The organism is Akkermansia sp. BCRC 18949, from assembly GCF_045011645.1.
In the GTDB taxonomy this organism is placed as follows: Bacteria; Verrucomicrobiota; Verrucomicrobiia; order Verrucomicrobiales; family Akkermansiaceae; genus Akkermansia; species Akkermansia massiliensis.
The window spans coordinates 1,496,473-1,511,389 of the sequence record NZ_CP123619.1; the positions used below are offsets into that span (position 1 = coordinate 1,496,473).

General features: G+C 57.9%; 8 protein-coding genes and 1 CRISPR repeat array. Of the genes, 2 read left to right on the forward strand and 6 right to left on the reverse strand.

Going from position 1 to position 14,917, the window contains the following annotated elements; genetic code table 11:
• Positions 1-177: 177 nt before the first annotated feature.
• On the reverse strand, positions 178-1,242 hold the full coding sequence (locus P8A25_RS06235; RefSeq protein WP_215442655.1) for an alpha/beta hydrolase: 1,065 nt from the start codon (positions 1,240-1,242) through the stop codon (positions 178-180).
• A gap of 260 nt (positions 1,243-1,502) precedes the next feature.
• Between P8A25_RS06235 and P8A25_RS06240 the strand changes: the two genes are divergently transcribed.
• Positions 1,503-2,363 carry an AraC family transcriptional regulator N-terminal domain-containing protein gene (locus tag P8A25_RS06240; protein ID WP_404838802.1) on the forward strand — a complete coding sequence of 287 codons (861 nt, stop codon included), beginning with the start codon at positions 1,503-1,505 and terminating at the stop codon, positions 2,361-2,363.
• 178 nt (positions 2,364-2,541) lie between these two features.
• A CRISPR array of direct repeats spans positions 2,542-4,064; the repeat unit is 31 nt; unit sequence GTTTCAATCCACGCACTCGTGAGAGTGCGAC.
• Positions 4,065-4,462: 398 nt separating this feature from the next.
• Here the strand turns inward: P8A25_RS06240 and P8A25_RS06245 are convergent.
• The 5 genes from P8A25_RS06245 to P8A25_RS06265 form a co-directional block, all read right to left on the reverse strand.
• Positions 4,463-5,617 carry an acyltransferase gene (locus P8A25_RS06245; protein WP_022395957.1) on the reverse strand — a complete coding sequence of 385 codons (1,155 nt, stop codon included), beginning with the start codon at positions 5,615-5,617 and terminating at the stop codon, positions 4,463-4,465.
• A 511-nt stretch (positions 5,618-6,128) separates the two neighbouring features.
• Positions 6,129-9,710 (reverse strand): bifunctional proline dehydrogenase/L-glutamate gamma-semialdehyde dehydrogenase, encoded by a 3,582-nt coding sequence (locus P8A25_RS06250; protein WP_215458368.1) that lies wholly within the window; start codon positions 9,708-9,710, stop codon positions 6,129-6,131.
• A gap of 159 nt (positions 9,711-9,869) precedes the next feature.
• Positions 9,870-10,859: a hypothetical protein gene (locus P8A25_RS06255; protein ID WP_215442652.1), complete on the reverse strand. Its 990-nt coding sequence runs from the start codon at positions 10,857-10,859 to the stop codon at positions 9,870-9,872.
• A 14-nt stretch (positions 10,860-10,873) separates the two neighbouring features.
• Complete coding sequence (locus tag P8A25_RS06260) at positions 10,874-11,323, reverse strand: R3H domain-containing nucleic acid-binding protein (protein ID WP_022395960.1); 450 nt, start codon at positions 11,321-11,323, stop codon at positions 10,874-10,876.
• Positions 11,324-11,563: 240 nt separating this feature from the next.
• Entirely contained in the window at positions 11,564-12,199 is a 636-nt protein-coding gene (locus P8A25_RS06265) for a hypothetical protein (protein ID WP_102722439.1), read from the reverse strand.
• Positions 12,200-12,390: 191 nt separating this feature from the next.
• On the opposite strand from P8A25_RS06265, the gene katE reads away from it, so the two are divergent.
• On the forward strand, positions 12,391-14,646 hold the full coding sequence (gene katE / locus P8A25_RS06270) for a catalase HPII (RefSeq protein WP_215442691.1): 2,256 nt from the start codon (positions 12,391-12,393) through the stop codon (positions 14,644-14,646).
• Positions 14,647-14,917: the final 271 nt, after the last annotated feature.

Consider the following 14,917-nt stretch of genomic DNA (forward strand, 5'->3'; position numbering starts at 1 on the left):
TAAAATCCATCCACTTACTCTTCTTGTACGCCATGGCCTTCTGCCAATGATGCAATAAAAGAGGCTCTCCCGTTCACACGGTCCCAATAAGACCTTCCCTTCCGTTCTCTAATCGTGTGCTCCGGGAACATTACCGGGAAAAAGCTTCCATGTGATACTCCCGGGCAGCACCAGGCCTCACTTCAGGTTTTTACTGAAAAAATCCGTCAATTTGTCAAAAGGGATCATATTCACCCGGTCGTACAGGTCCACATGCCCGGCCCTGGGCACCCGGTAAAGCTCCTTCGGCTCGGCGGCGCGCTTGTAGGCGTCTTCGCTGAACTCCCTGGAATGAGCTTCCTCCCCGGTGATGAAAAGCAGGGCGCGGGGAGAAATCGTCTCAATATCGGAAAACGGATAGAAATTCATGAACTTCACGTTGCTGGCAAGCGTCGGATGCGTGGTAAGCTCCGGCGACTGTCCCTCCGGAGTAAACTCGCCGCGGGGAGTGCGGTAGAACTCAAAAAACTCCCGCTCAATGGGACTGGAATCTTCGCGAAGTTCATGCACGGTCCCGCCGGTATTCTTGACGGGTCCGCCGGAAAACTCCACATACCGCTGCTCCGCCGCTTCCGCCAGAATCTTCTTTCTCTGACCGGGTGTCTGCGAATTCCGGAGACCGTTCCGGCTGGCAGCCCCCATGTCGTACATGCTGACGGTCGCAATGGCCTTCAGGCGGGGATCAATCTTGGCGGCGCTGATGGCAAAACTGCCGCTGCCGCATATCCCGATCACGCCGATGCGGTCCCGGTCCACAAAAGGCCGCGTGCCCAAATAATCCGCGGCCGCGCTGAACGCCTCCGCATACATATCCGGAGAAACGGAATTCCTGGGTTCTCCGTCGCTCCCGCCCCAGAACGGTAAATCCAGGGCCAGCGTCACAAATCCCCGTTCCGCCATCTTCGCGGCGTACAGGTTCGCGCTCTGCTCCTTCACCGCTCCCATGGGATGGCCCACGATAATGGCGGGGCACCTGGCCTCCTTATCCATGTCCTTGGGCAGGAACAGGTTCCCGGCCACCTTCATGCGATACTGGTTATTGAACTTAACCTCCTGCTGGGAGACCCGGCCGCTCTTGTAAAAATTGTCCGCGTCCGAGGGCTTGTCCGCCGGAGAAGCCATGCTGCCGGACACGGCAAAAGCGCCCAGCGCGGTTGCCGCCAGAATTCCGGCGTTACGGGTGATGATAAATTTCGTATTCATTGGTTGTTCCTTCCTGTTTTATTGTTCCGGCGTTCCCACCGGACCCTGCCAATATTAACAGGCAGAGGAAAAAACAGGTAGCCCGGTCCTCCTGCATTATTGCCTGATCCTGCAAAATGAAACAAAATGAAGTTGCTCCCGCACCCTGCCTTGAATAACATGAAGCCTTCATGAAGGAAAAAGAAAAGGAACAGGGGGAAACGTCCGCCTCCCTGCCAACTCCTGCTTGCCGTCAACGGAAACCGCTGCGCCTTGCCGGAATGATTGCAGGCTGGACGGATGGGAAACACCAGGTGAGCACGGCCATTCCCGGGCTGGAGCTCCACCGCTGGGAATCCCCCACGGAACCGCACAGCTATATGTTTTCCCCCCATCTTTGCCTGATCGCACAAGGAACCAAGCAGATCCTGCTGGGGGACGAAGCCTACCTATATGATGCGCAAAGTTTTGTTGTTTCCTCCGTGGAGCTTCCCCTCGTCTCTAAAATCATGGAGGCCAGCCCGGAAAAACCTTACCTGGGATTGACGCTGGAACTGGATTTACAGGAAATCTCCCAACTGATGCTTCACGACAGCGTGGCCACGCGTCCGGAACGCCCCACAGACCGGGGCATCGGCATCAGCAAAATGACTCCCGCCCTGCTCAATGCAGTGGAACGCCTGATGGAACTGCTGGAAACTCCCGCGGACATCCCCGTCTTCCTTCCCCTGGTGCGGCAGGAAATCTATTACCGTCTCCTGATGGACGAACAGGGAGGGAGCCTGAGACAGATCGTCGTGGCTGAAAGCCATAGCAGCCAGATAGCAAAAGCCATTGACTGGATAAAAAAGCACTTCGACCAGCCGTTGAGCATCGGGGAACTGGCAAGCCGCGCCGGCATGAGCCCGTCCAGCTTCCACCAGCACTTCCGTACCCTCACGGCCATCAGCCCGCTTCAATTCCAGAAACGCATCCGCCTCAATGAGGCCCGCCGCCTGATGCTTGTGGAAAACATGGACGCAGGAAACGCCTCCTTCCGCGTTGGGTACGAAAGCCCTACCCAATTCAACCGGGAATACAAGCGCATGTTCGGCAACCCGCCGCGGACGGACATTAAAAGGCTGCAAACCATGCCAATCTGAGAGGTAAACGGAAGGGAGCCGTCATCCCGTTCCACTACGGATTCTTACCGTCCTTTCTTAAAATAACAGGGGAACAGACCAAACACCAAACGATACGGTTGCGGAAAATAAAGCTTTGGTCTGCACCTCTTTCAAGAAGCAGTGCATGAGAGGCTTGCGCCCCGCGCAGACATGTGGACTTTCAATTAACGCACTCGTGAGAGTGCGACCGCAGGACGAACACGCTCCGCTGAAACCCAGCGAGTTTCAATCCACGCACTCGTGAGAGTGCGACTCCTTCTTCTTTAGGGCCGTTCGTACCTTCCCGGTTTCAATCCACGCACTCGTGAGAGTGCGACTCTCCGCAAAATCGGATGTTTCCTGCTCATTCTGGTTTCAATCCACGCACTCGTGAGAGTGCGACTGAAAAACAACTTACTCAACAATCACTAAAACATGTTTCAATCCACGCACTCGTGAGAGTGCGACTGAAAAACAACTTACTCAACAATCACTAAAACATGTTTCAATCCACGCACTCGTGAGAGTGCGACTCAGTTTCCGGGAATTCCCGTGCCTCAATACCCGGTTTCAATCCACGCACTCGTGAGAGTGCGACAATTGCGGAAGAAATTTTAGGGGATCTGATCGGAGTTTCAATCCACGCACTCGTGAGAGTGCGACTATTAGCAAAGATGTTCCCGGTCTTATTGTATATAGTTTCAATCCACGCACTCGTGAGAGTGCGACCTATTTTTAGGCATTAAAGTTCGTCTAGAAGTGGGTTTCAATCCACGCACTCGTGAGAGTGCGACTCGATCACTTCGTTGGCGACCATCCAGGCGTCGGTTTCAATCCACGCACTCGTGAGAGTGCGACCGGGCTGGGGCTGCCTATCGTGCAGCAAATGGCGGTTTCAATCCACGCACTCGTGAGAGTGCGACGGCAACGTTGCTCCGAACTGGGACAGGTCCACCGTTTCAATCCACGCACTCGTGAGAGTGCGACACTGCAAGCTATTTTGTTGTGAGGGTTATTTATCTGTTTCAATCCACGCACTCGTGAGAGTGCGACCCGCCGAATTCAAGCAAGCCCTGACGGAAATTCAGTTTCAATCCACGCACTCGTGAGAGTGCGACATTAACACCATTAAGAGCGTAAATCAAGACGGGTTTCAATCCACGCACTCGTGAGAGTGCGACCAACGCGCCAGCCAAACAGGCCATCACCGCCAAAGTTTCAATCCACGCACTCGTGAGAGTGCGACTTCATTTGCTATCCGGGGTTGGTTTCCTACGTCGGTTTCAATCCACGCACTCGTGAGAGTGCGACCGCGGACGACAAGCTTTTTGGCACGACCGGCAAAGTTTCAATCCACGCACTCGTGAGAGTGCGACCGTCGCCCATGCCCGGTACCTGATGGACGACAAGGGTTTCAATCCACGCACTCGTGAGAGTGCGACGCTTCGACTTCCTCCACGGTACACGGAGGGGGAAGTTTCAATCCACGCACTCGTGAGAGTGCGACCCGCGTCAAAATCGAGAGTAAGGAGGACATGGCGTTTCAATCCACGCACTCGTGAGAGTGCGACAAACGAAATCGAGGAAAAGATCGGCATGTCCATCGTTTCAATCCACGCACTCGTGAGAGTGCGACCCAGGACGTCAAGGAGGCCCTGGCGGAAGTGCTGGTTTCAATCCACGCACTCGTGAGAGTGCGACGGCCTGGACGCCTATGGCTTGAGTATCAACAGCGCAACGGGTGTTTTGCGCCAACCTCCCATGGAGGCACACATATTCCAGGCCGTAAAAAAGAGATGATAGTTGTCAAGATTAGAACCCCAACGGATTACGTAAATCGCCGGTGTCCCGGGAATTTTCTGTGAGCTTGGGGTTGGCGGAAGGGAGACCGGGAGACGCGCTTTTCATGCGTTAAAAAGCCCACATCTCCGGCAACCAGGGCCTGTGCACGATGCAGGAATATCCTAGCCTGTTCCCTCTTTCCCGTCCAGAATTTTGCAGGCCCCTCCCCGGAAACCGCCTTATTCTCTTTTCCACAAAAGAAAAGGCGCCCCGGGACTGCCGTGGTCCCGAAGCGCCCTGCGGAAAATATCCGCGGTTTACATAATGCTTTTGCGCGTCCACCTGTTCAGGCTCAACAGCCATACCAGCGCCAGGGAGACGGCGGAGGCCAGGCAGGCCAGCAACGGTATTTTCACGGCGGCGGGGAGCCCCCCCATTCCAATGAAGTTCACGAAGTCATAGGAACACTGGACAAAGAAGAAGTGGCACAGGTACACGCCGAAGGTGAGCGCCGCCACCTTGCCCAGCACCGGGCTGGGCTTGATCCTGAGCCTGCTGACGATGGCAAAGATGGCAAAGGTCATCAGGAAGACGTTGATGCCGGAGAAGTACCAGAGTACCTCAAGCTTGGAATATTGGCCGGGGAAGTGCTTCTGCGTTTCCAGGAAGCCGAAGAACGTGACGGCAAAGCCGACCAGGAAGAGGGGAACAGTGATGGCGAGCATCTTTTTCCAGCTCCAGGCCAGCGGGTATTTGGCCAGGTAATGGGCCAGCACCATGTACCCCAGGAAGCCGGCAAAGTTATAGAACATGCCGTACGGGTTCCAGTCGCAAACGCCCAGAATGCCCATGTTGCCGTAATTGCCTTCATAGCCCAGCGCCGGGGCAAGCATCTGGAGGTAGGGGAGAGTCATGCTGAATACCCAGATGCCCAGGAAGATTTTCACATCCTTCCTTTTGGCCTGCGTCAGCCACGCGCTCATGATGGGCATGAAGAGGTAGAGACCCACCAGCATGTATACGTACCACAGGGGCGTGGTGTCATAGTTGAAGTTGAAGAGAAAGGTGTAAAGCTTGCCAACGGTGGCGCTCCAGGTGTAGTTGTCCATCACGATGTTGGGGCTGGCCGTATGCACGCCCGCGGCAAAGTAGCCGAAGTAGAGCAAGGGAAGCACCAGGGACCAGACGACGAGCGGAATCAGCACCCTTTTGAGGCGCTTGGAGTAAAAAGCGCCCATTTCCATGGTGACGGGAAAGAGCAGCACGCCGGAGATCATGGCGAACAGCGGCACGCACGGCCGCACCAGACTGCCCCAGAAGACGGCGGATTTAAAGTTGAAGGTGCCGTCAAAACTGCCTACGAACGGATCGCAGCAATGGGCCACTACAACGAGAAAACAGGCCAGGATGCGCAGGAAGTCAACCCAGGCGATGTGGGTGCCGTGGGAGGTCAGTGGTTGGTTGGTGCTCATGGATGTGTGGTAGGGAAAATTGCCGCATCGTCGCGGACGTTCCAGGAAATATACCCGTTTCCCGGAAACGTTCTATCACAAAATGGGGAAAAGAAACAAAAGCGCCCAGGAACAGGCCTACGAGAGCGGAAGAAAGCCCGGGAAGAAGCTAAAAACAGCGGCAAGACAGTCAGAAGAGGCCGCGTTTCCTGTGGATTTCAACTTTTTTGCCGCCCGAAGGGCGCAAGGAACGCCGCAGGCCCTCTTCCGTGCTACTTTAACTTTTCACCGTTTGCCGGAGGGAATTTCCTGTATCCGGCAGAGTTTATCTTTTGCCCAACCGGGTAAGCCCGGTTTTCCCGCCCTTGCAAGAAAAATCCCTCCGCAGGGCTTCGGCGGCAGTTCATCCAATGAAGGCCGCCCGGCCTTCATTCCCAGGAGGGCGTTTTCCGTTTGGACTGCGGGGGCATTTTCCTGCGCTGTCTTTATACTCATAACCACGCCGCCTGGGAGCCAGGGTTCAAGGCTCCCCTCACGCCCCGGCCGTCTTGAAACTGCCCGGAGGCGGGATGATGTTGCCGTAGCGGTGAACGGTTTCGGAAACGGCTTGTTCCCGGAAATAGCCCAGCAGTTCCAGGCGTCCGTTGGCAAGCACGGGCCGGTCCAGCACTTCCACATCCCGGGCGCGTGCGGCATTCGCCAGAGCCTCGGAGATGCCCGTTCCACGCAGGAATTTCACGCCCTGGGCTGCCTCCGGCATCCGGTCGATGAGTTCGGCTTCCGTCTCCACCGTCAGGGACGCATAGTAACCGTTCATTTTCTGAATCCAGGGATGGCCTTCCTCCACGCTCAGGTGCAGGGCTGCTCCGCACAGTTTCGCGCCCAGCAGCAGGATGGCGGCGTCAGCGTCAGACATGTTTTCCACACGGGCCAGTATCCCCTTCACGGGTACGTAACGGAATGTGTTGTTTTCCCCGTAGATATGGGAAGGGTCATGCTCCACGCCGAATTCCTCCATCCACCACTTGGCCTGGGAACCGGCCGCGGAACGGATGCGCTTGGCGCAGTCCGGCAGTTCGGAGCACAGTTTTTCCACCAGCCCGGTGATGCGTTCCCCCGGCGTGCGCAGTTTCTGCGGGAGCGCCTTTTCCTCCCAGCTTCCCAGCATGGTGAGGTAGTTGGGGCCGCCGGCCTTGGAGCCGGGCCCCATGGAGGAGTGGTTCCACCCGCCGAACGGCTGGCGGCGCACGATGGCGCCGGTGATGACGCGGTTGATGTACGCATTGCCCACCTGCACCTTGCTTTTCCACAGGGCGATTTCCCGTTCATCCAGGGACTGAAGTCCCCCGGTGAGGCCGAATTCGGAGTCGTTCTGGATGTCAATGGCTTCCTCCAGGTTTTCCGCACGGATGATGCCCAGCACCGGGCCGAAGCATTCCGTCTGATGGAACCAGCTTCCAGGCTTCACGCCCAACCGGATGCCGGGCGACCAGAGGCACGGGTTGTCTTCCGAGGGTTCCGGCTTGAGCAGCCATTCCTCCCCGGGTTCCAGTTGCGTGAGCGCCCGGAGCAGGTCGCCTTCCGGTTCCTTGATGAGCGGCGTCACCACGGAGCTGACCTCCCAGGAGCCCCCCACCTTCAGGCTGGCTGCGGCATCCTTCAACTGGCGCAAGAAGGCCGGGTTGTCATAGACGGAGGCCTCCACAATAGCCACGCTGGCGGCGGAGCATTTCTGCCCGGAATGGCCGAAGGCGCTTTTTACCAAATCTTTCACAGCCTGGTCCGGGTCCGCCGTGGCGGTGATGACCATGGCGTCCTTCCCGCTGGTTTCAGCCAGTACGCGCAGATCCGGCCGAAGGCCGCGCAGCATCTTCCCGGTGCGGTAGGAGCCCGTCATGATGATGCCGTTCAGGCGCGGGTCCATCAGGAATTTGTGGGAAATTTCATTGCGCGGCATCGGCACGAATTGAAGCACGCTCTTAGGTACCCCGGCGCGCCAGAACGCCTGGACGATCTGCCAGGCCGTATAAACGGCCAGCTCGGACGGCTTGAACACCACCGTGTTCCCCGCCATCAGCGCGGCAGCGATTCCTCCCGTGGGAATGGCGAAGGGGAAGTTCCAGGGAGACATCACGCAAACGGTACCCAGCGGGGTCATTTCCACGCCGTCGTTCATGCCGTCGCGGTCCAGCCCTTCCGCATAATAGCGGCAGAAGTCTATGGCCTCACTCACTTCCACGTCCGCCTCCGTGGGCACCTTTCCGGCGTCCCTCACCATGGCTGCAATGGCCTCCCCCCGGATTCTGGACAGCTCCTGCGCCGCCTGGTGCAGGATTTCAGCGCGTTCGCCAACGCTCTTGGACGCCCAGGAGGCGCGGGCCTTGTCCGCCGTGTCCAGCGCGTGTTCAATCTGGTCAAAGTCCGCATACGCGAATTTGTAGGAGACTTCATTGTGGCGGGACGGGTCGCGCCCCACGCCCCACAGGTTGGTCGTGATTTCCTCACCGTTGATGACCAGGGGAATTTCCTCGCCGGATTTTTCCTTTTCCGCGGCAATCAGGCCGTTGATCCATTCCGCATTCTGCCGCAGGGACCAGTCCGTATCACGCTCATTGGCAAAGGCGTCCCGGTAATGCGTGGGCTGCACGGGGTCCGTAGCGCGGTTCTGCGTACGGTTGGGGCCGTATTTCACGTCGTCTTTCTCCTGGCAGGCTTTTAAGAACCGCTTTTTTTGCGCCTCCCAGCTCCGGGAGCCCGGCGTCATGCCGAAGAGGTCATGCAGGAAGTTTTCCTCACTGGTGTTTTCATCCAGCCGCCGCACCAGGTAGGCAATCGCGCTGTGGAAGTCTTCCTTCAGCACCACAGGGGCATACAGCAGCAGGCCGTCCGCCGCCTGGCGGATGACGCGCGCCTGATGGTTCGCCATCCCCTCCAGCATTTCAAATTCCACATGGTCCCGGACGCCTTCCCGCTCACGCAGCAGCATGGCATAACACAAGTCAAACAGGTTGTGGGAGGCAACGCCGAACTGCACATATCTGGCGTTCTCCGGCATGCAGCCGTAATGGAGCATTCTCTTGTAGTTGGCGTCCACCTGGGCCTTCGTGCCGTATGGGGCCTGCGCCCAGTCATGCATGGAGGCCTCCACTTTCTCCATCGCCAGGTTGGCGCCTTTCACCAGGCGTATCTTGATGCGCGCGCCGCCCTTCTCCACCCGCTCCTTCGCCCAGGCGCACAGCTTCATTTGTTCCTCCCAGGAGTCCGGCAAATAAGCCTGGAGCACAATCCCGGCTTCCATCTGCATGAATTCATCCTCCATCAGCGTGCGCTTGAACGCTTCCGCCGTCAGGTGGAGGTCACGGTATTCCTCCATGTCCAGATTCACGAATTTGGGTCTTTTGGAGCCGTCCGGCAGTGTCACCGCATTCGTGATGGCCGCCCGGTACAGGATGCGCAGGCGCTCCTGAATCAGCTGCACGGTTTCTTCAAAGGCCACCAGATGAATCTGGCTGAAAATGGCTGAAATCTTGACGGAAATATAGTCGCAGTCCTTGTCCGCCAGGCGGTCCACGACCTGCTGGAGGCGGTGGTGGGCCTCGCTTTCACCCAGAATGGCCTCTCCCAGCTGGTTGATGTTCATCCGGATGCCGGCCTTGCGCCTGCGGCGCAGGTGGGAGCGCAGTTTTCCATCCTCCGCCGGAAGAATCACGTTGGAGCTCTCCTTCCGCAACTGGCTGGTAATCATGGGCATCACTACGCCGGGAAATTGTACGGAGAATTTGTCCCCCAGCTTCATGGCGAACCGGTCCGCGGCGGACAAATAACGGGGAATACCGTAGCCGTCCAGCAGGTAGCGGAACAGCTCCGCGCCCCGCGCCGGCGAGGAAGGGCGGAACACGCGGTCCGCCAGCGCCAGCGTAAAGGCCTTGCCCGCAGGGTCGTTCATCATGCGCTCCATCTGTTCCGCCTGCTTTTTCTCCTTCCTGCGCATCCCGGCATTCGACTGTTTCAGAATGGATTCCGCCAGTTCCACAGCCTTGGCGGCCAGTTGCTGGTCAGTCCATTTGTCACGGCGCGCCGCCGCCATCATGTCCGGGATGGATGAGTCTGTCATAACGGTCCGAAGACTAGCCCCGGACAGGGGCAAAATCAAGCCAATTTGCCGGGCCCTTCCTGTGGAGAAGGGAATCACGAAGAAAAAACGCGTCCCTTGATTCCGTGACGGCAACCGGGAAGCCTTCCTGTCCGTTTCCGGAAGCTCCGGAAAACCGCATCAATCATACCGCGCGGCAGCCAGGCGAGCCCTCCTCAGCTCTTCCCGGAGCTGGTGCGCGCGCCTGCCGCAAACGCTGGTGCGGTCCATGTCCCGCACTTCCTCCAGAACGGCAACCGCCCGGTTGAAAGCCTCCTCACTCTCCGCCGTGTGGGCGTCCCGGTACAGCGCTTCTTCCAGCCGGACCCAGAGGGGATGCACCATGGAGAGCAGGATCAACTGGCGTTCTTCCACGGGAAGGGAGGGATCATCCGCCCTTTTCCGCCACGCTTCCAGGCATTTCCGGATGGAAGGGGCATCACAGGCCTGGAAGGATTCGCAGAGGAGCGCCGCCGTTTCCCGGTTTTTCTCCAGGCGGCGGGCTGCCGCGCGGGCGTTCAGAAAGGCCGGAACCGTGCAATTCAGTTTTTCCAGGCGTTTTATCGTTCCCGGATAATCCCGGAACCAGGCTTCCGCCGGCACCGGTTCCAACGCCCGGCAAATGGCGGCGGCCTCCTCCGCAGGGTCTCCACCCTTCGGAACGTCATTCACCAAAGTCACCGGGCGCACGCGCCGGGCCTTATCCGCCAGCAGGGCCGCCTTTTCCCGCAGGGATGCGGCATGCGCTCCCCCTTCCACCAAGTCAAATACACGCCCCCTGGAATCAAGCAAAACCACCGCAGGCAGCACGCGCACGCCATGCTCCGCAGCACGGAACAGGCTGCCGCCTTCTTCCCAATCCTTCACGGAGGGACGTTTGGGCACTGTGACAAACTGCACGTCACGGACATGTTCATCCAGCGCACGGCGTTCTTCCGTTCCTGGACGGAGCGCCTTCAGCCAGCGGGCTTCCGCCGCGCCGGGCTCCGCAGAACCGTACACCACCAGCACGGGAGGCGGCGGAGAAGGAGGCGGGGCGCAGGAAGCGGGGGAATCCTCCGCTTCCGCACGGCCCGGAACCGCCGTCACCAGCGCCAGGCAAACAGACGCAATAACCGCTGCAACCTTCATGAAAACTGCCGGCTTCAGGCGCGCCGGATGGTAATGCGCTTGTAACGGCCGTCGCCTTCCTCGGATTCCGTCGCAATGCCTTCCATGGATTGAAGGGCATTGTGCACCAGGCGGCGGTGGTAGGCGTTCAGCGGCTGCATCTTCATCGGCTTGCCGCTCTCCTGCACGCGTTCGGCCAGGGAACGGGCCTTTTCCAGCAGGCGGGCCTCGTTGCGTTCCCGGTAGTGATCGCAATCCACCTTCACGCGGGGTGCATCCTCCATCTTGCGCTGGATCATGCGGTTGACCAGGTACTGGAGGTCGTCCAGTCTGTCCCCGTCTCCCCCGATGATGTACTGGGAATCCGGGGAGGAAATATTCAGGCACACGATGCCGTCCGCCTCCGTTACTTCAATATCCGCGGAAAAACCCAGGGAGGCCAGAAGGCTCTTCAAACTCTGTTCAGCTATTTCTTGCACCGTCATCACTTTAATTCAATAGGAAAATGGTTCCATACCGGAAAAGCCGCTCCGCGCCATAACGGCATGAGCCTTTTTTCCAATACCCGATTGACATAAAAATCATAACCTATTTATTCCCCGCGTCTATGAAAATTTGTGGAAGTTCCGTCCCATTTCATGTACGCAGCGTACCCCCGTCCCGCTGCGCCGGAAACGCCGCTGCGCTTCTCCCTCCTATTCCGGCTTCCCCTGCTCCGCTCCTGTTTATTCCACCTCCTTCATTCCGTCCGCCCCCTGTTCCAGACGGTATTTTTTCACGGATGCCGGAATCTTTCCTCCTTCCGGATAAGTCTTTACCACCACCGTTCCGTCATCCTCCAGCCTGACGGTTCCCATTCCCGTGCGGCAGCAGCCCACCTGCTTCAGCATGGCAGAGGCGGAGATGCAGCTCTTATCGTCGTAGACATTCGGTTCTTGGGAAATGCGGAAAATGCGCATATATGAAGCTCCTGCTCCCGCTTCATGAACCAGAACCAGTTCAGGAATGCCGTCCCTGTCCAGGTCCGCCAGCCTCATGCACGGTTCCCCTGCGGGAGAACCGGCAAAGATTCCCACAATATGGGGCTGGTCCCCGTCTTCCCCGCAGAAATTCATTTCCGCCACCAGATAAATGGAATCTTCACCCGAGCCATGGGAGCGGTCGGCATAGAGATGCACGCGGCTAATCATGCCGTAGGGAATATCCGGATTTTTCGGCACTGAGAGGCTCTCCACCGGTTCCAGATGCAGGGAACGCGGAGGCTTCCCAAACGCCGTCCGCGTGTCCACGGCTACATCCCCGCGGTCTTCCGCCTGCTGCCCTGCTGCGAATGAAGCATGGACCACAGGCAGAAAAGCCATGCCAATCAAACAAGCCTTTTCCATAGATGCCATTCTCTATCATATAAACGTTTCAAGTCGAGTTCTTTTCAACGAATCTCCATCATCCCTGAACGGAGGCTGCTGACAAAACATGACAGAACATCACCGGAAAAAGAGAAGTCGAACCCTTACCCGTATAGAAGAAATTCGGTCCCATCATGAACAAGCAAATGAAAAAAAAGACGCCGCCCATGGAAGACAGCCTCGCTCCTTTCACCGACGGAAAGGAAGCGGAACCCCATTACACGGATACGATTGATCCGGAGCTGATCAAGCCCACTCCGAAGCCTACGCCGCCCAATGCGGAACCCTCCGCTCCCGGCTCCATGAAAATGCCGGACAATACCACGGAAAAAATCAAGGATCTGGACACCATGCGCTCCAACGGCATGGACCAGCCGCTCACAAGCAACCTGGGAGTTAAAATAGCCAATGACCAAAATACACTTAAAGCCGGAAGCAGAGGCCCCTCTCTGCTTGAAGACTTCCACTTTCTGGAAAAAATGGCTCATTTTGACCAGGAGCGGATACCGGAACGCGTGGTTCACGCAAGAGGTTCCGGGGCACATGGCTATTTTCAGGTATACAAGTCCCTTTCCAAGTACACCAAGGCGGGCTTTCTGCAGGATCCGGGAGAAAAGACCCCGGTCTTTGTGCGTTTTTCCAACGTGCAGGGCTTCCGAGGATCTCCGGATACGGTGAGGGACATCCGCGGCTTCGCCACCAAGTTCTATACCAAGGAAGGCAACTATGACCTGGTGGGCAACGACACGCCCGTCTTTTTCATTCAGGACGCCATCAAATTCCCGGATTTCGTCCATGCCGTCAAGCCGGAGCCCCACAATGAAATGCCTCAGGGGCAGACGGCCCACGACTCCTTCTGGGATTATGTCTCCCTCCAGCCTGAAACCCTGCACAACGTCATGTGGCTCATGTCCGACCGCGGCATTCCCCGGAGTTACCGGACCATTGAAGGCTTCGGCATTCACACGTACAAGCTGGTCAATGAAGAAGGGAAAAGCACCTTCGTCCGCTTCCACTGGAAACCGGCGTATGGTAAAAAATCCCTGATCTGGGATGAGTCCCAGGCGTTGACAGGACGCGATCCGGACTTCCACCGCAAGGATCTCTGGCAATCTATTGAAGCCGGGGATTATCCGGAATTCGAACTCGGTTTGCAGCTCATTCCGGAAGAGGACGCAGACAAATTCGACTTCGATATTCTGGACGCCACCAAGCTCATTCCGGAAGCGCTGGTTCCCGTGGAAATCGTCGGCAAAATGGTGCTGGACCGCAACCCGGACAACTTCTTTGCGGAAACGGAACAGGTCGCCTTCTGCCCCGCCAACATCGTGCCGGGCATCGATTTTTCCGACGACCCGCTGCTTCAGGGCCGCATCTTCTCCTACAGCGACACCCAGCGGCACCGCCTGGGCGGAGCCAACTTTACGGAAATCCCCATCAACCGGCCCGTCTGCCCCTTCCACAATAACCAGAGGGACGGCTTCCACCGCATGCAGATAGACACCGCTCCGGCCAACTACGATCCCAACTCCATCGGGGACAACTGGCCGCGTGAAACGCCCCCGGAAGAAGGCGGTTTCTCCACCGCCCCGCAGCCGGTGAGCGGCGTCAAGGAACGCCTCAGGAGCCCCTCCTTCGCGGAATACTATGCCCAGCCCCGCCTGTTCTGGATGAGCCAGACTCCCGTGGAGCAAAGGCACATCATTGACGCCTTCAGCTTTGAAGTAGGCAAGGTGACGCGCCCGTACATCCGGGAACGGGTGGTGGACCTGCTGACGCGCATTGACCCAAACCTGGCAGCCGGAGTAGCTAAAAACCTGGGCATTGAACTCACGGAGGAACAGCTTAGCCGGGAACTGCCCAAACCGGTCTGCGGCCTGGAAAAAGACCCGGCGCTGAGCCTGTACGCCAACCCGGACGGCAACCTCAAGGGCATGCGCGTCTCCCTGCTGGCGGCGGACGGCGTCAGCCTGAAATCCGTGGAGGAAATCTGCAGCGCCCTGCACAAGGAAGGCGTGCACCCCCAGATTCTTGCCCCGCACATGGGAAGCGTGAATACGGAGGAAGGGAAAGACCTGCTTGTGGACGGCACCCTGTCCGGCAACCCCTCCGTCGTGTTTGACGCCGTCATCGTGCCGGAAGGAGAGCAGAGCATTCAAACGCTCCTGATGAACGGAGACGCCAAGTACCACCTGCGCCAGGCATACCGGCACCTGAAGGCCATCGGCCTGCCCGGCGACGCCAGTGAAATGCTGGAAGCGACGGACCTGCCCCGGGATATGGACGACGCCGGGCTGCTCACGCCGAAAGACACCAAGGCCCTGATGAAACCTTTCATCACGGCCATGAAACAGCACCGCGTCTGGGCCCGCGAACCCAAGGCGCTGGATTTCGGCGCCTGATTCATTCCCATTCAGGAACCGATTCAATATATCATTAAACAGGGGCTGCCGCACCGAAAGGTGCGGCAGCTTTTTTATCCATAACGGCAGACGTCCAAATGATGCTCCAGGCAAAAGCAGCATTCATGCAGTCTTAACGTTCCATGCGGGATGACCTTTCTCCGGGACAGCCGTAGATTTTTTCCGAAGTGGGTTTCAACCGTTTCCATTTTATCCGGGGAATGTAAGGCACTTCAAGCCAGGGCGCCGCTGGATCAAATTTCAGCCCATC

What these genes read in the sequence shown, in the direction of transcription:
- P8A25_RS06235 (WP_215442655.1), bottom strand. Translation starts at nt 1,242, where the DNA reads ATGAATACGAAATTTATCATCACCCGTAACGCCGGAATTCTGGCGGCA.
- P8A25_RS06250 (WP_215458368.1), bottom strand. Translation starts at nt 9,710, where the DNA reads ATGACAGACTCATCCATCCCGGACATGATGGCGGCGGCGCGCCGTGAC.
- P8A25_RS06245 (WP_022395957.1), bottom strand. Translation starts at nt 5,617, where the DNA reads ATGAGCACCAACCAACCACTGACCTCCCACGGCACCCACATCGCCTGG.
- P8A25_RS06240 (WP_404838802.1), top strand. Translation starts at nt 1,503, where the DNA reads ATGATTGCAGGCTGGACGGATGGGAAACACCAGGTGAGCACGGCCATT.
- P8A25_RS06265 (WP_102722439.1), bottom strand. Translation starts at nt 12,199, where the DNA reads ATGGCTTTTCTGCCTGTGGTCCATGCTTCATTCGCAGCAGGGCAGCAG.
- katE (WP_215442691.1), top strand. Translation starts at nt 12,391, where the DNA reads ATGAAAAAAAAGACGCCGCCCATGGAAGACAGCCTCGCTCCTTTCACC.
- P8A25_RS06255 (WP_215442652.1), bottom strand. Translation starts at nt 10,859, where the DNA reads ATGAAGGTTGCAGCGGTTATTGCGTCTGTTTGCCTGGCGCTGGTGACG.
- P8A25_RS06260 (WP_022395960.1), bottom strand. Translation starts at nt 11,323, where the DNA reads ATGACGGTGCAAGAAATAGCTGAACAGAGTTTGAAGAGCCTTCTGGCC.